General features: G+C 68.9%; 6 protein-coding genes. All 6 read left to right on the top strand.

The genetic code is table 11. The annotated features are described in order from the left end of the window. The first annotated feature begins 54 nt into the window (after nucleotides 1-54). The 6 genes from OG972_RS08260 to OG972_RS08235 all read left to right on the top strand — a co-directional run bounded on the left by OG972_RS08260 (nucleotide 55) and on the right by OG972_RS08235 (nucleotide 25,940). Entirely contained in the window at nucleotides 55-10,812 is a 10,758-nt protein-coding gene (locus tag OG972_RS08260) for a non-ribosomal peptide synthetase (RefSeq protein WP_266979659.1), read from the top strand. Next, on the top strand, nucleotides 10,805-20,488 hold the full coding sequence (locus OG972_RS08255) for a non-ribosomal peptide synthetase (protein WP_266979657.1): 9,684 nt from the start codon (nucleotides 10,805-10,807) through the stop codon (nucleotides 20,486-20,488). The genes OG972_RS08260 and OG972_RS08255 overlap by 8 nt, the downstream gene beginning before the upstream one ends. A gap of 63 nt (nucleotides 20,489-20,551) precedes the next feature. Continuing rightward, entirely contained in the window at nucleotides 20,552-21,823 is a 1,272-nt protein-coding gene (gene fes, locus OG972_RS08250; protein ID WP_266979655.1) for an enterochelin esterase, read from the top strand. 58 nt (nucleotides 21,824-21,881) lie between these two features. Next, nucleotides 21,882-23,003: a 3-isopropylmalate dehydrogenase gene (gene leuB, locus OG972_RS08245; protein WP_266979653.1), complete on the top strand. Its 1,122-nt coding sequence runs from the start codon at nucleotides 21,882-21,884 to the stop codon at nucleotides 23,001-23,003. 59 nt (nucleotides 23,004-23,062) lie between these two features. Beyond that, nucleotides 23,063-24,508, top strand: coding sequence for a pyridoxal phosphate-dependent aminotransferase (locus OG972_RS08240; RefSeq protein ID WP_266979651.1), 1,446 nt, complete (start codon nucleotides 23,063-23,065; stop codon nucleotides 24,506-24,508). 52 nt (nucleotides 24,509-24,560) lie between these two features. Beyond that, entirely contained in the window at nucleotides 24,561-25,940 is a 1,380-nt protein-coding gene (locus OG972_RS08235) for a hypothetical protein (RefSeq protein ID WP_266979649.1), read from the top strand. The last annotated feature ends 35 nt before the right edge of the window (nucleotides 25,941-25,975 follow it).

Raw genomic sequence — 25,975 nt, 5'->3', positions numbered from 1 at the left:
CTCGGCCGGAGCGAAAGTGCGCATCATCGCTCATGACTTCAGAGGATTGCGGCCTTGAGTACTTTTCGCGACCCAGCCGAACATTTCTCTGCCCTCTCCGGAGACCGGCGGGCCGAGATTTCCTACCCGTTGTCACCCACGCAGCAGGGCATTCTCTTCCAGGCCCGCCACGGGGAAGGGACCGGCCTGTACCACACGCAGGTCGAGTTCGAGGTCGCTCAGGATCTCGACGTCGACGCGTTCCGCCTGAGCTGGGCGCGGGTCACGGAGCGGCACGCGGCGCTGAGAACCGGCTTCCGTGATCGTCCGGGTGGCGAACCGGTGCAGACGGTCCGTGAGAGCGTGGACGTTCCCCTTGTCCACGAGGACTGGCGTTCCCTGGACGAGGAGCAGCAGTCCGACCGGTTGACGGCGCGGCTTCGGCAGGACCGCGAGCAGGGCTTCTCACTGGACGAGGCCCCGTTGTGGCGGCTCCACGTCGCCCACCTGGCGGACGCGCGGTACCGGGTCCTGTGGAGCCTCCACTACCTCCTGATGGACTCGCGGAGCCAGACGAGGATTCTCCGCGAAGTGGAGCAGGTGCACGAGGCGCTGACCTCCCGGCAGCCCCTGGACGAACCGCCGGTGGTGCCGTTCCAGGAGTACGTGGAGTGGTGGGGACGTCAGGACGCCGGTCGGTCCGAGGCTTTCTGGCGTGACGAGCTGCGGTCGGTGTCGCCCGTCAGCCCGCTTCCCTTCCAACTCAGGCCCCCCGCAGGCGAGGACGCCGCTGCGGAGGCGCCGCCCGCCGTGTACGAACAGGTGTCGCTGGTCCTGGACGAACGGGAGACGGCCGCCCTGCGCGCCGCCGGAACGCAGTGGGACCTGACGCTCCCCACGATCGTACGGGGCGCCTGGGCCTTCCTCCTGAGCCGTTACCGGGGCGCCGACGAGGTGGTCATGGGCGTCACCACCCCCGGCCGGTCCGCCGACCTGCCGGGTGTCGAGGACATGGTCGGGCTGCTCATCAACACGCTTCCCCTGCGGGTCGAGGTTCCGGCCCCGGCAGGCTGGGCGGAATGGATGCAGGGCCTGCAGCGGAAGTACGCGGACATCCTGGAGCACGAGTACAGCCCCCTGCGGCTGGTCCAGCAGTGGAGCGGGGTCGGCCCGGGCGAATCGCTCTTCGACAGCGTCCTGATGGTCGAGGACCAGGAGACAGGAACCGGGACCGGCTCCTTCCGGGTGGTCCGGGAGGAGAGCCACGCGGCCTACCCGCTGAGCGTCGTGGCGACCCTCGGGGAGCGCCTCACGCTCACCGTCCACTACGACACCGGGCGCTTCGCGCCGCGGACCGTCGAGCGCACGTCGGGACACCTCCGGCAGATCCTCGCTGAGCTGGTGCGCAAGCCGCACGCCCGCCTCGGGGAGCTGGCCCTCCTCACCCCGGCCGAGCACTCCCGGCTCGTCCATGAGTGGAACGACACGGACACGCCGTACGCGCAGGACGTATGCATTCACCAGCTGTTCGAGAGGCGGACCGAGGAGGCCCCCGAGGCCCTGGCCCTGTTCTTCCGGGACGAGCGCTGGACCTATCGCGAGGTCAACGAGCGGGCCAACCAGGTGGCGCACCGGCTGAGAGGACTCGGGATCGGACGCGGCGACCAGGTCGTGATCCTGATGGAGCGCTCCGCGGAGATGATTCCCGCCCTGCTGGGGATCCTCAAGGCCGGCGCCACGTACGTCCCCCTCGACGTCAACGCTCCCGTCAAGCGGTGGCACTGGATCATCGACTCGCTGAAGGTCACCTGCGTCCTGACCCAGCGCGCCCTGGTGCCGCGCGTCATGTCCGCCGACCCGTTGCCGGACCTCGCGCACATCGTGTGCATGGACCCGGCGGACGACGAACTGCCCGTGCCCGCCCACTGCCCGTACACCGTTCACCCCTCGGCCGGACTCACGGACCTGCCCCGCGAGAACCTTCCGCCGCAGGGCACTGCGCGGGACATCGCCTACGTCATCTTCACCTCCGGCTCCACCGGAACGCCCAAGGGCGTCGCGGTCGCGCACTTCCCGGCGGTGAACCTGATCGAGTGGGTCAACACCACCTTCTCCGTGGGCCCGGACGACCGCATCCTCTTCATCACCTCACTCACCTTCGACCTGTCCGTCTACGACGTCTTCGGTGTGCTCGCCGCCGGCGGGTCGATCCGGGTGGCCACGGGTGAGGACATCCAGGAGCCGGCGAACCTGCTGGGCCACCTCGCCGACGAGCCCATCACCTTCTGGGACTCGGCGCCCGCCGCCCTGATGCAGCTCGCGCCCTTCCTGCCCACCGACGGCGAGGGCGCGAACGAGATCGTCTCCCGGTCCCTGCGCCTGATCTTCATGAGCGGGGACTGGATACCTGTCCACTCGCCGGACCTGATGAAGGCGGCCTTCCCGGAGGTCAGGGTCGTCGGCCTCGGCGGGGCGACCGAGGCGACCGTCTGGTCGAACTTCTTCCCTGTCGACGTGGTGGACCCCGCCTGGTCGAGCATTCCGTACGGAAAGCCCATCCAGAACGCACGCTATTACGTCCTGGACGAGAGCCTGCGTCCCTGTCCGGTGGACGTGCCGGGCGACCTCTACATCGGCGGCATCTGCCTCAGCTCCGGTTATGCGGACGAGCCGCAGCTGACGGCCGGCAAATACATTCCGTCGCCTTTCGGCGCCACGCCCGGAGAACGCATCTACCAGACCGGTGACATGGCACGGTGGCGGGAGGATGGGAACCTGGAGTTCCTCGGACGCACCGACTCCCAGGTCAAGATCCGGGGCTACCGCATCGAACTCGGAGAGATCGACAGCACGCTGGGCGAGCACCCCGTCGTCCAGGACGCGGCGACCGTCGTCCGGGAGGACGCGTCCGGCGACCGTTCCCTGGTGTCGTACGTCGTCCTCCATCCGCAGCGCGCCCGTTCCGCCGTCCAGGACGACGAGGACTCGCTGGTGGGCCGGCGCATCGACCGCTGGCGCGAGGTGTACGACGCGTTCGACCCGGACGCGGCGAGGGAGTCGGAGGACGGACACGACTTCTCGGGCTGGAACAGCAGCTACACCGGCGGCCCCATCCCCCGGGAGGAGATGCTGGCCTGGCAGGACGACACGGTCGCGCTGATCCACGGCTACGGTCCCTGCACGATCCTGGAGATCGGCTGCGGGACCGGACTGCTGCTCTTCCCGCTCGCCGCAGGATGCCGCCGCTACTACGGAACCGACTTCTCCTCGTCCGCCCTGGACGCCGTGCGCGGGCGTCTCGGCTCCCGGCCGGAGCTCCGGGAGACCGTTGTCCTGCACCGGCGGGAGGCCGACGCCCTCGACGACCTGGAGCTCGAACCGGTCGACACGGTCGTCGTCAACTCGGTCGTCCAGTACTTCCCCGACGTCCACTACCTGCTCCGCGTCCTTGACCAAGCGCTGTCCCGGGTTGTCGACGGTGGCCGGATCATCGTCGGAGACGTCCGGAGCCTGCCGCTGCTCGAGGCATTCCACGCCGACGTCGAGCTGCACCACGCACCCGAGTCCCTGACCCGTCAGCAGCTCTGGCAGCGCGTCCAGCGCCGTGTGCAGCTGGAGGAGGAACTGACCCTCGACCCGGCGTTCTTCCGCGACTGGGCCGCCGCCACCGGCCGCGTCTCCCGCGTCGAGATCCGGCCCAAGGGTGGCCGCAGCCTCAACGAGATGTCGATGTTCCGCTACCAGGCAGTGCTCCATGTGGGCTCCGCCCGCGACCGGGCCGGCCGGACGGCGCCGGCCGCCGTCCCCGAACTGGACTGGACGGCTGAACGTCTCACCCCCGCGAAGCTGCGCGAGATGCTGGCGGGCGACCGGCCCGACCGGCTCCGGCTGCGCGACGTCCCGAACGCCCGCGTCGAGGAAGCGGCACGGACGCTCCGCTGGCTGAAGAGCGGAACCGGACCCGAGACCGCCGAGGCGTGGCGCGGACAGGACCGGCCGCTGCGAGGCATCGACCCGGAGGACGTCAGGGAACTCGCCGAGCAGGCCGGCTACCGGGCCGCCGTCGACTGGAGCCGGCACGGCGCGGACGGCGACTACTCCGTGCTGTTGACCCGCGTCGGAGTGGAACAGGCCCCGGACGAGGAGGAGTTCGTCGTCCCGTCCGAGCCCGGGCGGGGAACGAGCGGCTGGTCGGACTACGCCAACCAGCCGCTCAAGGCGGAGATCGAGCACCTGGTGATGCCCCGGCTCCACGCCCACCTGGCCGAGCGACTCCCCGGCTACATGGTGCCGTCCGGCCTCGTCGCCCTCGACGCCCTGCCCGTCACCCCCAGCGGCAAGCTCGACCGTCATGCGCTGCTGCTCCCGCCGGCTCCTGCCGCCGGGCCGAGCTCCGTGCCCGCCCGGAACACCACCGAGGCCCTGCTCGTCCCGATCTGGGAGCAGACCCTGTCCCGCTCGCCGATCGGCGTCCTCGACGACTTCTTCGAGCTGGGCGGGCACTCACTGCTCGCCGTGCAACTGGTGGCCCGGATCCGGCAGGTGTTCTCGCTGGAGGTGCCGGTCCGCCTCTTCTTCGACCTGCCGACGATCGCCGAGGTCGCGCGCGAGTTGCGGCGCCGGCAGGAGGAGCGGCAGCCCTCGCCGCCGCGTCCCCTCGTCCCCGCCCCCCGAGGCGGCCCGCTGCCGGCCGGATCCGACCAGCAGCGGCTCTGGTTCATCGACCGGCTGAGCCCCGGAACCACCTCCTACACCGTCAACTGGCTCGTCCCCCTTCCGGCTTCCCTCGGGACACCGGTGCTCCGGGACGCCCTGGACGAGATGATCCGCCGTCACGAGACCCTGCGCACCACCCTCACGGAGAAGGACGGCCAGGTCTGGCAGATCGTCGCGGACAAGGGGCAGGTCGAGCTGGAGGAGGCCGATCTCTCAGGGCTTCCCGGCGAGCAGGCCGAGCAGCGGGCGCGGGACGAGATCCACCGGTGGTGGGACCAGCCCTTCGACCTCGTCGAAGGCCCCTTGCTGCGGGCCCGGCTCGTCAGGCTGCCGGAGGCGGAGCAGGTCCTCGCGTTCAGCGCCCATCACACCGTGTTCGACGGCTATTCGATCGGTCTCTTCGGCCAGGAGTTCCTCCAGATCTGCCGGGCCCTCGCCGAGGGCGAGCCCTCCCCGCTGCCCGCTCCTCAGGTGCAGTACGCCGACTACGCCGTGTGGCAGCAGAGCCGGCTGGAGGAGGAGGACAGGCTCTCCTTCCAGCTCGACTACTGGAAGGAGCAGCTCTCCGGCGCTCCGGAACTGCTCACCCTGCCGACCGACTTCCCGCGTCCTGACGCGCAGAGCTTCACGGGCGACTTCCTGCGCCGGCAGCTGTCACCCGAGCTGACGCAGCAGGTCGTCGAGGTGAGCCGTGAGCACCAGGTGACGAACTACATCACCATGCTCAGCGCCTACGCGCTCCTGCTGGCCCGGTACAGCGGTCAGGACGACGTCGTCATCGGCGTGCCGATCGCGGACCGGAACCGCGTCGAGCTGGAGTCCATGATCGGGTTCCTGGTCAACACGGCCGCCGTCCGGGTGGACCTGCGCGACGACCCGAGCTTCGAGAACGTCCTGCTCCAGGTCCGCAGGCAGCTCTTCGACGCCCAGGCCCATCAGGAGGTGCCGTTCGAGCGGCTCGTCGAGGCACTCCGGCCTGCGCGCAGCCTCGCGTACAACCCGGTCTTCCAGGTGATGTTCGCCGACGAGAGCCTGCCGTTCCTGGACCACGACTCGGCCTCGGTGCAGCCGAAACCGTGGATGCACGACCTGATGGCCGAGGGAATGAGCGTCGGCGTCGCCCGCTTCGACCTCACCCTGATGATCCAGGCCGATCCCGAGGGTATGCACGTCGGATTCGAGTACAGCACCGACCTGTTCCGGGAACGGACGGTCGCGCGCATGGCCGACCACTTCGAGGTGCTCTTGCGGGCCGCGCTGGCCGACCCCGGGCAGCGGGTGCGGCGCCTCCCGATGGTCGATGAGGTGGAGCTCGGGCAGATCGTCGAGCAGGGGACCGGGCCCCTCAACGAGCGTGCTCTCCGGCCGACTTCGCTGCAGACGCTGTTCGAGGAGCAGGCGCGCCGGTATCCCGACCGGATTGCCGTCACGTTCGGTGACACGGAGCTGTACTACGCCGACCTGGACCGGTGGTCGAACCGGCTTGCGCGTCTGCTGCGGGATCGTGGTGTCGGGCGGGAGAGCCTGGTCGGTCTGTGTGTGCCGCGTTCGGTGGAGATGGTGGTCGGTCTGCTGGCGGTGCTGAAGGCGGGCGGGGCGTATGTGCCGCTGGATCCGGCGTATCCGCAGGAGCGTCTGGCGTACATGGCTGAGGACGCGGGGCTGCGGGTGGTGCTGGCCGAGCGGTCGACGGCCGGGGTGCTGCCCGAGTCCGACGCCCTGGTTCTGAGTGTCGAGGACGTCTGGCCGGAGCTCGACCGGTGGCCCGACACACCCCTGGAATCGGGCGTGACCGGCGACGACCTGGCGTACGTGATGTACACCTCCGGTTCGACCGGCCGCCCGAAGGGCGTGGCCGTGACCCATGCCGATGTGACGGCGCTGGCGCTGGACAGCCGGTTCGTACGGGGGCACGAGTGCGTGCTCATGCACTCACCGCAGGCGTTCGACGCGTCGACCTACGAGCTGTGGACCCCGCTGCTCTCCGGCGGCCGGGCGGTTGCCGCGCCGCAGGGGGCGGCCGTGACCTCGGAGTCGCTGCGTGAGCTGGTGGCGGCCCACCAGATCACCGCGGTGTTCATGACGACGGCGCTGTTCCATCTGTTCGCTCAGGACGACCCCGGCTGCCTGGCCGGTCTGCGCGAGGTGTGGACCGGCGGCGAACCGGTCGCGGCGGATGCGGTGCGGCGGGTGCGCGCAGCCTGTCCCGAGCTGGTGGTGGTGGACGTCTACGGGCCCACGGAGACGACGACCTTCGCCACCTGCTTCCGGATGGAGCCGCACGACCAGGTGCCTGCCGAGCTGCCGATCGGCCGGCCGTTCGACAACACTCGGGTGTTCGTGCTGGACAACTCCCTGCAGCCGGTCCCGGTGGGCGTCGCCGGTGAGCTGTGCATCGGTGGAGTGGGTTTGGCGCGTGGCTATCTGGGGCGGCCGGAGCTGACCGCCGAGGCGTTCGTCGCCGATCCGTTCGGCTCGGGCAGCCGGCTCTACCGGACCGGTGACCTGGTGCGCCGTCTCCGCGATGGCGACATCCAGGTACTCGGCCGGGTCGATGATCAGGTGAAGGTTCGTGGTTTTCGTATTGAGTTGGGTGAGATCGAGGTCGCGCTGGTGGGGCATCCGTTGGTGCGTGGTGCGGCGGTGTTGGTGCAGGGTCAGGCGGGGTCGAGGCGGTTGGTGGCGTATGTCGTCTCGGATGGGCCGGTGGTTTCGGGGGAGTTGCGGGCGTTTCTGGGTGAGCGGTTGCCGGGGCACATGGTGCCTGGGGTGTTCGTTCCGTTGGAGGTTCTGCCGTTGAGTCCGAACGGCAAGGTGGACCGTGGGGCGTTGGCTGCGTTGCCGTGGATGGATCATGCGGTGGACGGGCGGGATTTTGTGGCGCCGCGGTCGGAGGTGGAGGAGCGGCTGGCGGGTATTTGGGAGTCGGTGCTGGGCACGGGCCGGCCGGTGGGGGTGCACGATGATTTCTTTTCGCTGGGTGGGGACTCGATTCTGAGTCTGCAGGTGATTTTCCGGGCGAAGCAGTGCGGGTTGTTCTTCACGGTGAAGCAGCTTTTCGAGTTTCAGACGATTGCTGAGCTGGCTTTGGTTGTGGAGCGGCAGGATGCTGCGCTGGTGCGGGCGGAGCAGGGTCTGGTGTCGGGGGCTGTGGAGCTGACGCCTGTTCAGCGGTGGTTTTTCGAGCAGGATTTCGTGGCTCCGCAGTATGTGAATCAGTCGGTGTTGACGGAGGTGGATCCGGGTCTTTCGTCGGGGCAGTGGGAGCGGGTGGTGGGGTGTCTGCTGGAGCAGCATGACGGTCTGCGGACTCGTTTTTGGCGGGAGGGGGGCGGGTGGCGGGCTGAGGTTGCCGGGGTGCCGGAGACGGTGCCGTGGCAGGTGCACGATCTGTCGTCGTGTCCGTCGGGTGAGTGGGAGGAGCGGCTGCGGGGGATTGCGGGGCGGGTGCAGGCGGGTTTGAGTCTGTCGGATGGGCCGTTGTTCCGTGCTGTGTTGTTCACGGGGTTGCCGGGGCGGGCGGACCGGTTGCTGTTGGTGGCGCACCATCTGGTGGTCGATGTGGTGTCGTGGCGGATTCTTCTGGAGGATCTGCAGGTTCTGGTCGAGCTGGTGCGGCAGGGGCGGGAGCCGGTTTTGCCGGCGAAGTCGAGTTCGTGGCAGCAGTGGGCGGGCCGTCTGCGTCAGGAGGCGCTGAGTGCGTCGACCGTGGGGGAGGTTTCGTACTGGAGTGAGCAGGCGGGGGCGGTCGGTGAGTTGCCGTTGGACGGTCGGGGGGCCGGGGGGAACACGGTCGGTGGCAGTCGGGTTTTGCGGGCGGTGTTGGGTGCGGGGGAGACGCGGGCGCTGTTGCGTGATGTGCCTGCGGTGTTCAACTCGCGGGTCAATGATGTGTTGTTGACGGGTGTGGCTGCTGCGGTCGGTGCGTGGACCGGTGATGGTCATGTGCGGGTGGATGTCGAGGGGCATGGTCGTGAGGATCTCTTCGATGATCTTGATGTGTCCCGGACGACGGGTTGGTTCACCACGATTTCTCCGTTGCGGTTGCCGGTTCCTTCGGCCGGGGGTCTGGGAGAGGGGCTCAAGCGGATCAAGGAGCTTTTGCGTGTCCGTCCTCGGCAGGGGATCGGTTACGGTCTCCTTGCTCATGGGCCGGTTGCGACCGGTCTGACCGGGACCGCGCCCGCGCAGATCAGCTTCAACTACCTCGGCCAGTTCGACGGGAGTTTCGCAAGCGGCTTCGCCACGTCCTCCGGCCTGGTCGGTCCCGACTGGGACCCCGCCAACCGGCGCCCGTACCTGATCGACATCGTGAGCAGTGTCCAGGACGGCGAGCTCCGTATGGAGTGGACCTACAGCGGGGCGGCTCATGAGGAGGAGACGATCCGGCGGGTTGCCGAGCACACGCTGGACGCCCTGCGGTCGCTCGCCGGCGAGGCGGCCCGGCCGGGCACGGTGGGCTACAGTCCCTCCGATTTTCCGCTGAGCGGCCTGACGCAGCAGCAGATCGACGACCTCGTCGGCGAACTGCACGCGCTGCCCGAGTGGCGGGGGAGTGGCCTGTCCCGTCCACTCGAGGACTGCTACCCGCAGACACCCGTCCAGCAGGGACTGTGGTTCCAGAGCCAGTACGCCCGGGGCGAAGGCGTCTACCACGTCCAGATGATCCATCGGATCGATCAGGAACTGGATGTGGAGGTCTTCCGGCAGAGCTGGGCCGAGGTCATGCGACGGCATCCGATCCTGCGGACGGGCTTCCGGACGACGACGGAGAACGAAGCCCTCCAGTTGGTCTGGGCCGACCTCCCGGTCCCCCTCGAAATCCGGGACTGGCGGTCCGAGAGCCCCACAGGTCAGCAGGACCGCCTGGAGAGGCACCTGCGGGAGGACCGCGCCCAGGGCTTCGACCCGCAGGACGCCCCGCAGTGGCGGATGTTCCTCGTCCGCACGGCCGACCAGCGGTACGAGCTGGTCTGGAGCGCCCACCACGCCATCCTCGACGGCTGGAGCCTCGGCCTGATCCTGAACGACGTGGCCCAGTGGTACGGCGCCCTCAGCCGGGGCGGCCGACTGGACCCGACCCCCGCGCGCCCCTACCGGGACTACGTGTCCTGGCTCCAGCGGCAGGACCTGCGCGAGGCCGAGGAGTACTGGCGCGAAACCCTGCACGGCGTCGAGGAGGCCACCCCACTGAGCATCGAGCGGTATGCGGCCACGGGGGCGACGCCGTCCGGCGCGAGCGGCCAGGAGGAACTCGACGTGCTCTTCGACGCCGAGGACACCCGCCGGCTGCACGCGCTGGCCAAGACCAACCGGCTGACCCTCAACACCGTCCTCCAGGGTTGCTGGGCGCTCCTGCTCGGCCGTTACACCGGCGCCGACGACGTCGTCTTCGGAACGGTGGTCTCCGGGCGCCCGGCCGACGTGGAGGGTGTCGAACGCACCGTCGGCCTCTTCATCAACACGCTCCCCGTCCGGGTGGGGCTGCCCGGGCACAGCACCGCGCTCGCCTGGCTCCAGGACCTGCAGGACCAGAACCTGCGGATGCGGCAGTACGAGCACAGCCCGCTGGGGAAGGTCCAGCGGTGGAGTGGGCTCCCCGCCGGCGCCCCCCTCTTCGAGAGCCTCTTCGTCTTCGAGAACTACCCGGTGGCGAAGGGAGACTCCGCAGCCCTGCGCATCGACCTCACCCGCTCCGAGGAACGGATCGACTACGCCATCGGCCTGGTGGCGACCGTTCCGGAGGACCGGCTCCGGATCACCGTGCAGTACGACACCGGGCGCTTCGAGCGGGACGCGATCGAGCGGATGCTCGGCCATCTCCGCAGCGTCTGCTCCCAGATCGCCCGGGAGCCGGAGGTGAGGCTGAGCGGGATCACCGTCCTCACGAAGGAGGAGCGGCAGCAGATCCTCCGCCAGGGCAACTCCACGACCGAGCAGACGGCGGCCGACGCCGACTTCGACCTGTCGGCCTACGCGGCGGGGATCAGGAACGCGGAAGAGCGCGAACTCCTTGAGGAACTCGTCGCCGAGGTTCAGGGTATGTCGCCGAGCGATTTCCAGGCCCGGACTCCGAGTGCTTCACCGGCTACCGAGACGAGTGACGATCATGAGTGAACTTCTTCCTCGGCTGGAGAACCTGACTGCGGAGCAGCAGGCGATGCTGCGTCTGAGGCTTCAGCAGATCAAGCAGCAGTCAGCGCGTCCGGCGCCCTTCCACGAGCTGTTCTCGGCTCAGGTCCGCCGGTGTCCCGACCGGATCGCTGTGGCCTTCGGTGACTACCAGCTCAGTTATGCGTGTCTGGACCGGTGGTCGAACCGGCTTGCGCGTCTGCTGCGGGATCGTGGTGTCGGGCGGGAGAGCCTGGTCGGTCTGTGTGTGCCGCGTTCGGTGGAGATGGTGGTCGGTCTGCTGGCGGTGCTGAAGGCGGGCGGGGCGTATGTGCCGCTGGATCCGGCGTATCCGCGGGAGCGTCTGGCGTACATGGTCGAGGACGCGGGGCTGCGGGTGGTGCTGGCCGAGCGGTCGACGGCCGGGGTGCTGCCCGAGTCCGATGCCCTGGTTCTGAGTGTCGAGGACGTCTGGCCGGAGCTCGACCGGTGGCCCGACACACCCCTGGAGACGGACGGAACCTGCGACGACCTGGCGTACGTGATCTACACCTCCGGTTCCACGGGCCGGCCGAAGGGTGTGCAGGTCACCCATCGCGGCATCCGCGGCATCGCCCGGTGGCAGCGCGAGAACTATGGCCTGGACACACCGCAGCGAGTACTGCAGGGAACATCGCTGAGCTTCGACATCTCAGTGTGGGAATTTACGGCGGCATTGCTGTCGGGCGGCACCCTGGTGCTGCCGCCCGCCGGGCTGAAGATGGTCGGTTCCGATCTCACCGATCTTCTCCTCGAGCAGGCCGTCGAGAACATCAACCTGACACCGGCGGCGCTCGCCACGCTTCCGGAGGAATCACTGCCCTTCCTGCGCTGTGTCTCCGTCGGCGGTGAGGCGTGTCCTCTCGACCTCGTCCGCACCTGGTCTCCCGGCCGGTCGTTCTTCAACGGTTACGGTCCTTCGGAGGCCACCATCGCGGTGAGCGTGGCCCGCTTCGGGCCCGAACTGGAACGCGTCCACATCGGCCGTCCCATCGACGGGGCGCGGCTGTACGTTCTCGACTCCCGTCTCCAGCTCCAGCCGGTGGGTGCCGCCGGTGAGCTGTACATCGGTGGGGCGGGTCTGGCGCGCGGCTATCTGGGGCGTCCCGAGCTGACCGCCGAGGCGTTCATCGCGAACCCATTCGACGAGGAGGCGGGCAGCCGGCTCTACAGGACCGGCGACCGCGCGCGCTTCCTGCCCGACGGGAACGTCGAGTTCCTGGGGCGGGTCGATGATCAGGTGAAGGTTCGTGGTTTTCGTATTGAGTTGGGTGAGATCGAGGTCGCGCTGGTGGGGCATCCGTTGGTGCGTGGTGCGGCGGTGTTGGTGCAGGGTCAGGCGGGGTCGAGGCGGTTGGTGGCGTATGTCGTCTCGGATGGGCCGGTGGTTTCGGGGGAGTTGCGGGCGTTTCTGGGTGAGCGGTTGCCGGGTCACATGGTGCCTGGGGTGTTCGTTCCGTTGGAGGTTCTGCCGTTGAGTCCGAACGGCAAGGTGGACCGTGGGGCGTTGGCTGCGTTGCCGTGGATGGATCATGCGGTGGACGGGCGGGAGTTCGTGGCGCCGCGGTCGGAGGTGGAGGAGCGGCTGGCGGGGATCTGGGAGTCGGTGCTGGGCACGGGCCGGCCGGTGGGGGTGCACGATGATTTCTTTTCGCTGGGTGGGGACTCGATTCTGAGTCTGCAGGTGATTTTCCGGGCGAAGCAGTGCGGGTTGTTCTTCACGGTGAAGCAGCTTTTCGAGTTTCAGACGATTGCTGAGCTGGCTTTGGTTGTGGAGCGGCAGGATGCTGCGCTGGTGCGGGCGGAGCAGGGTCTGGTGTCGGGGGCTGTGGAGCTGACGCCTGTTCAGCGGTGGTTTTTCGAGCAGGATTTCGTGGCTCCGCAGTATGTGAATCAGTCGGTGTTGACGGAGGTGGATCCGGGTCTTTCGTCGGGGCAGTGGGAGCGGGTGGTGGGGTGTCTGCTGGAGCAGCATGACGGTCTGCGGACTCGTTTTTGGCGGGAGGGGGGCGGGTGGCGGGCTGAGGTTGCCGGGGTGCCGGAGACGGTGCCGTGGCAGGTGCACGATCTGTCGTCGTGTCCGTCGGGTGAGTGGGAGGAGCGGCTGCGGGGGATTGCGGGGCGGGTGCAGGCGGGTTTGAGTCTGTCGGATGGGCCGTTGTTCCGTGCTGTGTTGTTCACGGGGTTGCCGGGGCGGGCGGACCGGTTGCTGTTGGTGGCGCACCATCTGGTGGTCGATGTGGTGTCGTGGCGGATTCTTCTGGAGGATCTGCAGGTTCTGGTCGAGCTGGTGCGGCAGGGGCGGGAGCCGGTTTTGCCGGCGAAGTCGAGTTCGTGGCAGCAGTGGGCGGGCCGTCTGCGTCAGGAGGCGCTGAGTGCGTCGACCGTGGGGGAGGTTTCGTACTGGAGTGAGCAGGCGGGGGCGGTCGGTGAGTTGCCGTTGGACGGTCGGGGGGCCGGGGGGAACACGGTCGGTGGCAGTCGGGTTTTGCGGGCGGTGTTGGGTGCGGGGGAGACGCGGGCGCTGTTGCGTGATGTGCCTGCGGTGTTCAACTCGCGGGTCAATGATGTGTTGTTGACGGGTGTGGCTGCTGCGGTCGGTGCGTGGACCGGTGATGGTCATGTGCGGGTGGATGTCGAGGGGCATGGTCGTGAGGATCTCTTCGATGATCTTGATGTGTCCCGGACGACGGGTTGGTTCACCACGATTTCTCCGTTGCGGTTGCCGGTTCCTTCGGCCGGGGGTCTGGGAGAGGGGCTCAAGCGGATCAAGGAGCTTTTGCGTGTCCGTCCTCGGCAGGGGATCGGTTACGGTCTCCTTGCTCATGGGCCGGTCGCGACCGCTCTGACCGGGACCGCACCCGCGCAGATCAGCTTCAACTACCTCGGCCAGTTCGACGGGAGTTTCGCCGGGAACTTCGCCGCCTTCACGGGCCTGGCCGGCCCCGACGTGGATCCCGCCAACGACCGCGTTCATCTCATCGACATCGTGAGCAGTGTGCAGGACGGCGAGCTCCGTATGGAGTGGACCTACAGTGGGGCGGCTCACGAGGAGGAGACGATCCGGCGGGTCGCCGAGAGCACGCTGGATGCCCTGAGGGAGCTCGTCGGCGAGGCGGCCCGGCCCGGCACGGTGGGCTACAGCCCCTCCGACTTTCCGCTGAGCGGCCTGACGCAGCAGCAGATCGACGACCTCGCCGGCGAACTGCCCGCGCTGCCCGCCTGGCAGAACAGCCGGTCCGCGCGTCCGCTCGACGACTGCTACCCGCAGACACCCACCCAGCAGGGCATGTGGTTCCAGAGCCAGTACGCGAGCGGCGAGGGCTTCTACCACGTGCAGAACGTGCTGCGCATCGATCAGGAACTGGATGTGGAGGTCTTCCGGCAGAGCTGGGCCGAGGTCATGCGGCGGCATCCGATCCTGCGGACCGGCTTCCGGACCACGGCGGAGAACGAAGCCCTCCAGTTGGTCTGGGCCGACCTCCCGGTCCCCCTCGAAATCCGGGACTGGCGGTCCGAGAGCCCCACAGGTCAGCAGGACCGCCTGGAGAGCCATCTGCGGGAGGACCGCGTCCAGGGCTTCGACCCGCAGGACGCCCCGCAGTGGCGGATGTTCCTCGTCCGCACGGCCGACCAGCGGTACGAGCTGGTCTGGAGCGCCCACCACGCCATCCTCGACGGCTGGAGCATGAGTCTGATCCTCAAGGAGGCCGCCGAGTGGTACGGCGCCCTCAGCCGGGGCGGCCGACTGGACCCGACCCCCGCGCGCCCCTACCGGGACTACGTGTCCTGGCTCCAGCGGCAGGACCTGCGCGAGGCCGAGGAGTACTGGCGCGAAACCCTGCACGGCGTCGAGGAGGCCACCTCCCCGAAGACGGGGAAGCCGCTGGACGCGCCGGACAGCGGACCGGGGGAGCCGGCTCCGTACGCCTGGGCCGACGGCTTCCTCGACGAGGAGGAGACCACGGCGTTGCAGGACTTCGCACAGCGGTGCCGTCTCACCCTCAACACCGTTCTGCAGGGTTGCTGGGCGCTCCTGCTCGGCCGCTACGCCCGCACGGACGACGTCGTCTTCGGAACGGTGGTCTCCGGGCGTCCGGCCGACGTGGAGGGCGTCGAGCGCATGTCCGGACTCTTCATCAACACGCTCCCCCTGCGCGTGAGGCTGCCCGAGCAGAGCACCGTGCTCGGCTGGCTCCAGGACCTGCAGGAACAGAACCTGCGGATGCGGCAGTACGAGTACAGCCCGCTGAGCGAGGTCCAGCGGTGGAGCGGGCTCCCCGTCGGCGTCCCCCTCTTCGAGAGCCTCTTCGTCTTCGAGAACTACCCGGAGGGCGAGAGCCGTGACGACGCCCTGCGCTTCGAGGCACTCGGCTCGCAGGAGCAGACCCACTACCCGATCAACACCGCGATCACCGTGGGCGAGCGGATAGGCGTCAGCATCCTCCACGACACGCGCCGGTTCGACGGGCGGACCGTCGAGGCGATGATCGGGCACCTGCGGCAGATCTGCCACGCGCTGGTGACAGAGCCGCAGCAGAGCCTCGCCCAGGTGACACTGCTCACCGACGCGGAGCGCGCCCGGGCGCTCGGCGAGTGGAGCACCGCGACCACCACGGCCGTCGAGCCCGTGCTCCTGCACGAACTGGTCGAGGCGCAGGTGCGGGTCACCCCGGACTCGGTCGCCGTGGTCCACGAGGACGGGCAGCTCACCTACGCCGAGCTCGACCGCCGCGCCAACCAGCTGGCCCACTGGCTGCGGGACCGCGGGGTGGGGCCCGACGTCCTGGTCGGACTGTGTCTCGAGCGCTCCCTGGAAGGCATCATCGGCCTGCTGGGCATCCTCAAGGCAGGCGGGGCCTACGTCCCCATCGACCCCAGGTACCCGCTCGACCGCATGGAGTACGTCGTCGAGGACGCGCGCCTGCGCCTGATGCTCACCCAGTCGTCCCTGCTGTCCAGGCTGCCGGGTGAAGGACTGGAGACCCTCTGCCTGGACACCGGCTGGTCCGCTGTCGCCTCCGGGCCGGCGACGGCGCCCGCGACCACGGTGACTCCGGAGAACCTCGCATACATCATCTACACCTCGGGGTCGACCGGACGGCCGAAGGGCGTGATGGTCGCCCACCGGTGCGTCCAGCACATCGTGCCGTGGATCCGCCGCCACCCGTGCTTCGACAGGCGCCAGAACGTCCTGCAGGTCGCCTCCACCAGCTTCGACTTCTCCGTCTGGGAGATCCTCCTGCCGTTGGTGACCGGCGGCACGCTCCACATCCCCGCCGCGGGTGTACGGATGATCGGCACCGACCTCCAGAAGGTCCTGGCCGAGCGGGCCATCGAGAGCCTGAACTTCACACCGGGCGCGCTCGCCACCCTGCCGACCGACGACGCGCTGCCCCACCTGCGCACCCTGGTCGTCGGTGGCGAAGCGTACTCGGCGGACCTCATCCGGACGTGGGCGCCCGGACGTACCTTCTTCAACGTCTACGGGCCGACCGAGACCACCGTCTTTGCCACCGGGGGCCGGACCGACGAGCACCTGGACGTCGTCCACATGGGCCGGCCGATCACCAACGTGCGGCTCTACGTGCTCGACCCGTACATGCAGCCCGTCCCGGCCGGGGTGCCCGGCGAACTCTGCATCGGCGGCGTCGGCGTGACCCGCGGCTACATGAACCGCCCCGATCTCACCGCCGAGTACTTCGTCGCGGACCCGTTCGGCGCGGAACCGGGCGGCCGCCTCTACAGGAGCGGGGACCTCGTCAGATACCTGCCCGACGGCAGCATCGAGTTCGTCGAGCGCATCGACAACCAGGTGAAGATCCGGGGCTTCCGGATCGAGCTGGGAGAGATCGAGACGGTGCTCGAGCAGCACCCGCTGGTGCACCACTGCGCCGTGCTCGCCCAGCCGGACGGTCCGGGCAGGCGCCTGGTCGGCTACGCGGTGCTCGACGAGGACTTCCGGCACGCCGCCGAGGCGCAGGAGACGCTGCGGGCCCACCTGAGGGAGCAGTTGCCCGCCTACATGGTGCCGTCCGCCTTCGTGTTCCTCGACGAGCTCCCTCTCAACAGCAACGGCAAGCTGAACCGCCGGGCCCTCCCGCTGCCCGAGGACGGCCCGGCGGCCACGCTCCCGGCGAGCGCGCTCCCGCGGACCCGTACCGAGGCGAAGTTGGCCGAGATCTGGGAGGAGGTGCTGGGACACCGCCCCGTGGGCGCCTTCGACGACTTCTTCGATCTGGGCGGACACTCACTGCTCGCCGTGAAGGTGGCCGCCCGCGTCCGCCGGACCTTCGGCGTCGACCTCCCGGTCCGGGTCCTGTTCGAGCAGCCGGCCCTCTTCCGGGTCGCGGCCGAACTGGACACCCTGCTGGAGGCGCGGGAACCGTACGCCGCCGTCCCCCTGGTGCCGGTGCCGCGCGACGAGCCCATCTCCGCGACCTTCGACCAGCAGCGGCTCTGGTACATGGATCGCCTGCACCCGGACAGCTCCCTGTACACCGTGGGCTGGCTGCTCCACCGCCCCGTCGCGGTGGACCCGGCCAGACTCCGGCGCGCACTCGAGGAGCTGATCACCCGCCACGAGATCCTGCGGACCACGTTCCGGGAGGGGCAGGGGCGCGTGTGGCAGGACATCGCGGAGACCGGGACCGTGGTCCTCACCGAGGCCGATGTGTCCGCACAGCCGCCTGAGCGGCGCCCCGAGTCGGTGAAGGCCGTCACCCGCGACCTGTGGACGCAGACCTTCGACCTGGCCGATGGACCCCTGTTCCGCACCCTGCTCGTCCGCCTGTCCGACGACGAGGCGCTCCTGGCCTTCAGCGCCCACCACGCGATCTTCGACGGCTACTCGGTCGGCATCCTCAACGAGGAGCTGCTGCGGATCTACGACGCTCTGGGGCCGGACGGCCCGCCGATGCCGGCCCCGCCGGCCCTCCAGTACGCCGACTACGCGGTGTGGCAGCAGCAGTGGCTCGAGGAGGAACGGCTGCGGCCGCACCTGCGGTACTGGAAGGAGCAGCTGGCCGACGCGCCCGCGCTGATGTCGCTGCCGACCGACCACCCCCGGCCGGCGGTGCAGGACTTCCGGGGCGCCAACCTCACCCGCTCCCTGCCGCCGGAGCTCGTCGAGCAGCTCGCGAGCGTGAGCGGCACGAACCGGACGACGCATTTCGTGGTGCTGCTGAGCGCCTTCGCCGTCCTGCTCTCGCGCTACAGCGGACAGGACAATGTGGTGATCGGCATCCCGGTCGCCAACCGCGGCCGCGTCGAGACCGAGCCGCTCATCGGGTTCCTCGTCAACACGGTGGCGCTCTGCGTCGACCTCGAGGGCGACCCGGACTTCTCGGACGTGCTGGCGCAGGTCCGCTGGAAGCTCCTGGAGGCGCAGAGCCGTCAGGAGGTGCCGTTCGACCGCATCGTCGAGGAGCTGAAGCCCGAGCGCAGCCTCAGCTACAGCCCCGTGTTCCAGGTGATGTTCACCGGCCTGGACAAGCTCTTCGAGGAGCTGCCCGGGACGCAGGAGCAGCCCGCCTGGATCCACGACGTGACGGAGGACGGCATCGGCGTCGCCAAGTTCGACCTGGGCCTCAGCATCCAGCAGCGCGACGGCGAGCTGCAGTACACCTTCGAGTACAGCACCAGCCTCTTCGAACGCGACACCGTGGCCGGCATGGGCGAGCACCTGCGGATCCTCCTCGAAGCGGCTCTGACCCGACCGCGGACGCCCGTCCGGCGCCTCCCGCTGCTTCCGGAGACGGCGCGGGCGCGCATCGTGGAGGCACGGAACGCCACGCGGGACGATGACGCCCTGCGGCCCGTGTGCCTCCACGAGCTCTTCGCGGAGCAGGTCCGCCAGTCGCCCGACCGCATCGCGCTGTCCTACGAGGACCAGCAGGTGAGTTATGCCGCGCTTGACCGGCGTGCCAACCGGCTGGCGCGGACGCTGCGCGACCTCGGCGTGGGTCCGGAGTCGCGCGTCGGCGTCTGCATGCACCGCTCCCTCGACCTGGTGACCGGTCTGCTCGCCGTCCTGAAGGCCGGCGGCGCCTATGTGCCGCTGGACCCGGACCACCCGGCCGAACGGCTGGCCTACATGGCCGAGGACGCCGGGGTGCAACTGGCGCTGGTGGAGCCCGGGACCGCGGACCGCGTGGGCTTCCTGGCCGAGCGAGGAGTCCGGCCGGTCGAACTCGGCGGGAGCGACACGTCCTGGCTGGAGGCGAGCCCCGATCCCCTGGACGTCGCCGTGAGCCCGGACAACCTGGCCTACGTGATCTACACCTCCGGCTCAACGGGCCGGCCCAAGGGCGCGATGCTGTCGCACCGTGGCATCTGCAACCGTCTGCTCTGGATGCAGGACGCCTACGGCCTGCGGGAGCACGACCGCGTCCTGCAGAAGACCCCGTACAGCTTCGACGTGTCGGTCTGGGAGTTCTTCTGGCCTCTGATCACCGGCGCGCACCTGCACCTCGCCCGCCCCGAGGGGCACCGCGACCCCGCCTACCTGAGCGAGCTGGTCGAGCAGCAGGGGATCGGCGTCCTCCACTTCGTGCCCTCGATGCTGCAGGCATTCCTGCAGCAGCAGACCGTGCCCTGGCAGTGCCGGGGCGTACGCCACGTGATGTGCAGCGGGGAGGCCCTGCCCCCCGAGGTTCAGGAGCAGTTCCACCGGGCCCTGCCGGACACCCGGCTGCACAACCTCTACGGGCCCACCGAGGCGTCGGTCGACGTCAGCTTCTGGGAGTGCCGGAACACCGCGGGGGCGACCACCGTCCCGATCGGCCGTCCGGTGGCCAACACACGGCTGTACATCCTGAACGACGCGATGGAGCCGGCGCCGGACGGTGTCATCGGGGAGCTTCACATCGGTGGCGTCCAGCTGGCGCGCGGCTATCTGGGGCGTCCCGACCTGACCGCCGAACGGTTCGTCGCCGATCCCTTCGGTCCCGGACGCCTCTACGCGACCGGCGACCTGGCCCGGTACCGGCCGGACGGCGTCATCGAGTACGCGGGGCGCAAGGACCACCAGATCAAAATCCGCGGCTACCGCATCGAGATCGAGGAGATCGAGGCCGTCCTGGCAGACCACCCGGCCGTCCGGTCCTGCCTGGTCGTGGTGCACGAGGTGACGTCCGCCGACAAGCGGCTGACCGCCTTCCTCACGGTGAAGGACGGCCGGGAGGCGCCTCAGGACGAGCTGAGGGCGCATCTCCTCGAACGGCTCCCCGAGTACATGGTGCCCGCCTACTTCGTGCAGCTGGACGAGTTCCCGCTCACCGCCAACGGCAAGGTCGACCGGAAGGCGCTGCCGGCGCTGTCGGACGTCGTGCAGCAGGCGCGGGCGGGCGAGAGCCACGTCGATCCCCGGACCGGGACCGAAGAGGCCCTGGCGCAGCTCTGGGCCCGCCTCCTGGAACTGGACCGCGTGGGAATCCACGACGACTTCTTCGCCCTCGGCGGCCACTCGCTCCTCGTGGCCTCCATGGCGACCGAGGTCCAGGAGAAGTGGGGCATTCCGCTCATGCTCACCACGGTCTTCAAGAACCGGACCGTCGCGGCACTCGCACAGGTCATCGACCAGAGCGTCGAGGAGGGCGACGACGGCGAACTGGACGCGGCGGAGCTGTTCGACCTGCTCTGACAGCTCCGGCGCAACCCTCGTCGCTGTCCCCCCGTCCCGCACGCCCGCGAAGGAGAAAAGACAGTGTTCGCTGCGGAGACCACCCTGATCAGTCCCCGGATCGCCCGAGTGGCGGCGGCCCTCGACGCGGGCGACCGGCAGGCCCTCGACGTGTTCTGGAAGGAGGTCGAGGAGTCCGGCACCCCGCTGATGGAACAGGTCGGGCCCGACGACTCCCGGACCCTGGTCACCTTTCTGTGGCGCGACCCCGGAGACACCGAGAACGTCGTGGTGCTCTTCTGCAGCGCGCCGAGCGGTGACTTCAGTGAGTTCCGGATGGACCATCTGCCGGGCACCGACCTCTGGTACCGCTCCTACTTCCTGCCCTCCCGGCTGCGGACCACCTACCTGTTCTCGGTCAACGACGCGATGGTGCCGTTCACCTCCTACGCGAAGGTGCTGCAGCGTCTCCCGGAGTACCGGCCCGATCCCCTGAACCCCCGTGACTACACGCTCATGGGCAATCCGAACGAGTTCAAGGTGTCGGTGCTCGAACTTCCCGGGGCCCCGAAACAGCCGTGGAACATCCCGCGCCGCGGGGTGCCCAAGGGCACCAGCCGCATGCACACCATGGACAGCGAGATCCTGGAGACCCGGCAGCACGTCACCGTCCACGTGCCGCCCGGTTACACCACCGACGGTGACGCCTACAACGTCTTCGTCCTCTTCGACGGATGGTCGTACTACAACTTCGCCGCCATCACGACCGTGCTGGACAACCTGCTGTACGCCGGCGGCATCCCCCCGTACGTCCTGGTCATGCACACCAACGAGGACCAGGACGTCCGCGCCCGCGAACTGCCCTGCCACGAGCCGTTCAGCGAATTCCTGAACCGGGAGCTCATGCCGTGGGTCCACCGGAATTACCACATCACCTCCGACCCGGCGCGCACCGTTGTCGGCGGCTCCTGCTTCGGCGGCCTGGCGGCGACGTACGCGGCATTCAGGACGCCCGGGAGATTCGGCAACGTGATCTCCCAGTCGGGGTCGTTCTGGTGGCCGGGGAAAGACGTGCCCGGCCGGGAGGAGGAGTGGCTCACACGGCAGTTCGAGAATAGCCCCCGACTTCCCATTCGATTCTCCATGGACATCGGGAGCCTGGAGCGGGCCATTGTCGACTACGACCCGATGACTACCCATCAGAACATGTACGACGTCCTCGTGGAGAAGGGCTACACGGTGGACTACAGCGAATACATGGGCGGTCACGACATGATCTGCTGGCGCGGCACCATCGTCGAACGCCTGCTGTCGTTCCACCCCCGGCCGAAGGACTCACCCGCCCCAGGACGGTGAGACCGCGGAATTCCGCCCAGCGCACGAGAAACGCAACCGCTCGAGAAAGGTGAGTCCGATGAGCAATGCCACGATCACGGTGCTTCCGGGGGACGGCGTCGGGCCGGAGGTCACCGCCCAGGCCCTGGCGGTGCTGGGCGCCGTGGAGGAGAAGTACCGCCACACCTTCACGGTCCACGAGCGCCGCGTCGGCCTCGACGCCATCGAGGCCGAGGGGACGGCCATCTCGGACGACACCTTCGAGACCTGCGCCCACAGTGACGCCCTTCTGTTCGGAGCGGTCGGCAGCCTCCCGGCCGGGCAGGCCCGTAGCGGCGGCCCCCGGCCCGAGCAGGCGCTTTTCCGCCTCCGCAAGGAGTTCGGGTTCTTCGCCAACCTTCGGCCGGTGCGCCCCTTCGAGTCCCTCTACGCCGCGTCCTCGCTGAAACCCGAACACCTGAAGGGCACGGACATGCTCTTCGTACGGGAACTGTCGGCCGGCCTCTACTACGGGCGCCTGGAGTCGGTGCCCGGCAAGCCCAGCGAGATCCGCCGTACGGCCCGGGGAACCGAGGCCGTCGACACCCTTCTGTACACCGAGGAAGAGATCGAACGCGTGGTGCGAGCCGCGTTCGGGATCGCCGCCGGCCGCGAGCGGAAGGTCACCTCGGTCGACAAGGCGAATGTGCTCAGTTCCTCGGTCCTGTGGCGGGAGGTCGTCGAGCGGGTGGCGGCCGACCATCCCACGGTGACCTTCGAGCACATGCTGGTCGACGCCTGCGCCATGCGGCTGATCAGGACGCCCGCGGACTTCGATGTCATCGTCACCGAGAACCTGTTCGGCGACATTCTCACCGACGAGGCGTCCATGCTGACGGGCTCCATCGGGATGCTGCCATCGGCCAGCCTCGGCGCCCGGCGCACCGAGTCCGGCATGTTCGGCCTCTACGAACCCGTCCATGGCTCGGCCCCGGACCTTGCCGGCCAGGATCGGGCCAATCCCGTCGGCGCGATCCTCTCCGCCGCCCTCCTCCTGCGTCACTCCCTCGGCCTGGAACGGGAGGCCGCGGCTGTCGAGGAGGCGGTCGAGTACGTGATCCGCGAGGGGTGCCGGACGGAGGACATCGGCGAAGGGGTGCGCGCGGTCGTCGGGACCCGGGAGATGGGGCGGCGCATCGTGGACCGGCTCCGGCAGTCCTGAACTCCCGCCCATTCCTCATGCCCTTGTGGGACGCAACGACAACTGGAGGTCGTCCGCGCATGACGTCACAGAGTTCCTCCCCGGAGGTCTCCGAAGGCCTCGCGGAGCAGCGCCTGCTCGTCCGCCGGGCCCGCGCCGAGATGGTGCGGCGCCACCGGGCCCGCCAGGCGAACACCGCGGAACCGCCCATCCGGGTCATGGCCCGCCTCGTCGACGACCTGGAACGGGAGTGCGCGGAGCGGAGGTTCGACCCGGTCGCCACCCGGCTGGAGATCGTCAACCGGACGATCGGTGATGTCAACGTCCGCCGCATCACCGAGTGCGAGGGGGAGGAGGGGGGCCCCGGTGACTACCGGATGCTGGGGGACGAACTCGGCATCGCGCTGCCCGGGGAGGACATCAACGGCTACACCGCCTCGGGCAAGGGCTACGCGTGGCTGAGGGAACAGATGATGGACGCGGAGCGGCAACTCCTCGCCTCCGGCTACGACCCCCGGATCTACGACATCCAGGGCGTGGGCAACCCGGTGCTGCGCGGCCTGCTGGCGGAGGACATGCGTCCATGGGGGGTGACGGTCTCCGCGGAGAACGTGGCTCTCGGCTTGGGCGCGACGGACTGCATCGACAAGATCCTCCGCGGCCTCGCCCACTTCGCCCGTCTCCGCTCCCGGACGCCCGGAGCGGTCCTCTTCGCGGCTCCCGGGTTCAACATGCCCGAACTGCAGGCCGTGGCCTACGGGTTCCGGCTGCACCGGGTGCACACCCGGGCCGAGGACGGGTTCAAGCTGACCGAAGAGCTCCTCGCACGGCACCTCGACGACAACCCGGACGTCGAGGTCGTCTACCTGACGGTGACGAACAACCCGACGACCTTCGCGTACACGCCCGATGAGCTCTCGGCCGTCATGGCGGTTGTACGGAGCTTCGCGCAGCGAGGGCGCCGCGTCCACGTTCTCGCCGACCTGGCTTACATCGGCACCGGCCGGCCCGTAGACGACGAGGCCCGCATGCTCAGCCTCGCCTCGGCGGCCGACGTGGCCGACCAGATGATCTACGTGAACAGCTTCTCCAAGACGTACACCCTCACCGGGGACAGGTTCGGCTGGGCCGTTTTCGGCGATCCGAAATTCTCCGTCGCGATGCGGTCGAGCTGGATGAACAGCGTGAGCTGTCTGCCAGGAGAATGGCAGCTCCGCTTCATGGCCTATCACGCGCTCTTCCGCCAGAATCCACAGATCATCGAAATGATCCGCGGCCTCTACCGGCTGCGACGCACCCGGCTGCGCGCCCAGTTGCAGCGGTTCGACGAAGAACACCGTGTTTTCGAACGTGTCTTTGTCGACGACGACGCCACCATCTACAACTGGAGCCGGCTCAGGGCCGGTGAGGATTCCTTCTCCGTCCTGGAGAAGACCGGGATCGCCGGAATCCCCGGCTCCACCTTCGGTTATTCAGACGACTACATCCGTTTCTCCGTCGGCATTCTTCCGGTCGTGCCGGATTGACGGCAACGCGCCGGCGAGGCAGTCGAATCCCCGAGAAGGAAAGCGAGAGACCATGCACAAGGAAACGAGATCCGCGAAGACTCACATCAACAGCCTCGACGTCCCGGTCAACTTCAACTGGAACAGCGACGAGAGCCCGCTCTCGACCCTCCCCACGCGCATCCCCGGCGAGCCGCTCGCCGCTCAGGTCGCCAGAACGCAGATCTTCTCGGAGTGTCTGCGCGACGGCCTTCAGGGCATACCCGGCTACCCGACGGTTGACGACATGATGCGGTACCTGCATCTGCTCGGCGACTTCGGCATCACGTACGCCACGGTCGGCATCTACCCGGGAGAGTCCAACAGGCTCAGCGCGACGATGAAGCAACTGCTCGCGCGCATGCGGGACGAACTGCCCTCCATCGTGCCCTCCGTGCTCTCCATGTGCACGGAAGAGTCCCTGCGGTGGACCGTCGAGTGCAGGGAGATCCACCCGCGCCTCGAGTCCGTCGTCTTCATGGGCAGCGCCCCCTCCCGCCGTCTCGTCCAGGGCTGGGACCTGGGGTTCATCCTGAACGGGCTGGAGACCTTCATCAAGAAGACCGTGGAGATGGGCATCCCCGTCGTCGCGGGCACCGAGCACACCACGCAGACCTCCCCCGAGGACCTGCGCGCCATCACCCGCGTCCAGGTCGAGAGCGGCGCGTACATCGTCGCCATGGCCGACACCATCGGCGTGATCCGCCCGCTCGGCACCTACCGGCTGGTGCGCTTCGTCCGCGAACAGCTCGACGCCCTGGGCGTACCCGAGATGCAGGTGGACTGGCACGGCCACCGCGACACCGGGAACGCCCTGGGCAACGCGATGGCGGCGGTCGCGGCAGGCGCCAGTCGCATCCATGTGGTGTCGCGCGGTGTCGGCGAGCGCTCCGGCAACGCCTCGCTCGAGGAGGTCGTGCTGAATTTCGCCGCCATCGAGGAGGAGGCCGGCCTGCCCGTCTCGTGGGACATGTCGCAGTTGCTCCGGCTGATCACGTTCTACCAGGAGATGGTCGGCGTCGCCCCGCCGGAGCACGGAGTGCTCGGGAAGCGCTACAGCCACACCTCCTCCGGCATCCACACGGCCGCGATCCTCAAGGCCCACCACCTGGCCGACCGAGCCAGGGAGGCGGGGAACGCGGAGCTGGAGGGCGCGCTGCGGGAGATGTCCCGCACCGTGTACTCCGCGGTCGACCCGGCCGCCGTCGGCGGGGTCCCCTCCGTGGCCGTCAGCCCGTGGAGCGGCGCCAGCTCGGTGAAGCTCGCCTGCATGCTGAGCGGGCGCGATCCCGGGGAGCTCTCCCCGGAGATGGTCGAGGGCCTGTTGGCCCGCGCCAACGAGCTGGGCCGCGAACTGACCCCCGAGGAGCTCGAAGAGGGCTTCGCGGACATGCACGCGCCGCACGGAGCCTGAGCGTCCCTTCTTCCCGAGACGACATGCACCCCTGA

This window comes from Streptomyces sp. NBC_01669, assembly GCF_026339735.1.
Classification (GTDB): domain Bacteria; phylum Actinomycetota; class Actinomycetes; order Streptomycetales; family Streptomycetaceae; genus Streptomyces; species Streptomyces yanii.
Note: the sequence above shows the minus strand (reverse complement) of the source record. Positions and strands in the feature narration are given on the sequence as shown.

Coding starts and splice junctions, on each gene's coding strand:
- OG972_RS08255 (WP_266979657.1), top strand. CDS start 10,805: ATGAGTGAACTTCTTCCTCGGCTGGAGAACCTGACTGCGGAGCAGCAG.
- leuB (WP_266979653.1), top strand. CDS start 21,882: ATGAGCAATGCCACGATCACGGTGCTTCCGGGGGACGGCGTCGGGCCG.
- OG972_RS08240 (WP_266979651.1), top strand. CDS start 23,063: ATGACGTCACAGAGTTCCTCCCCGGAGGTCTCCGAAGGCCTCGCGGAG.
- OG972_RS08235 (WP_266979649.1), top strand. CDS start 24,561: ATGCACAAGGAAACGAGATCCGCGAAGACTCACATCAACAGCCTCGAC.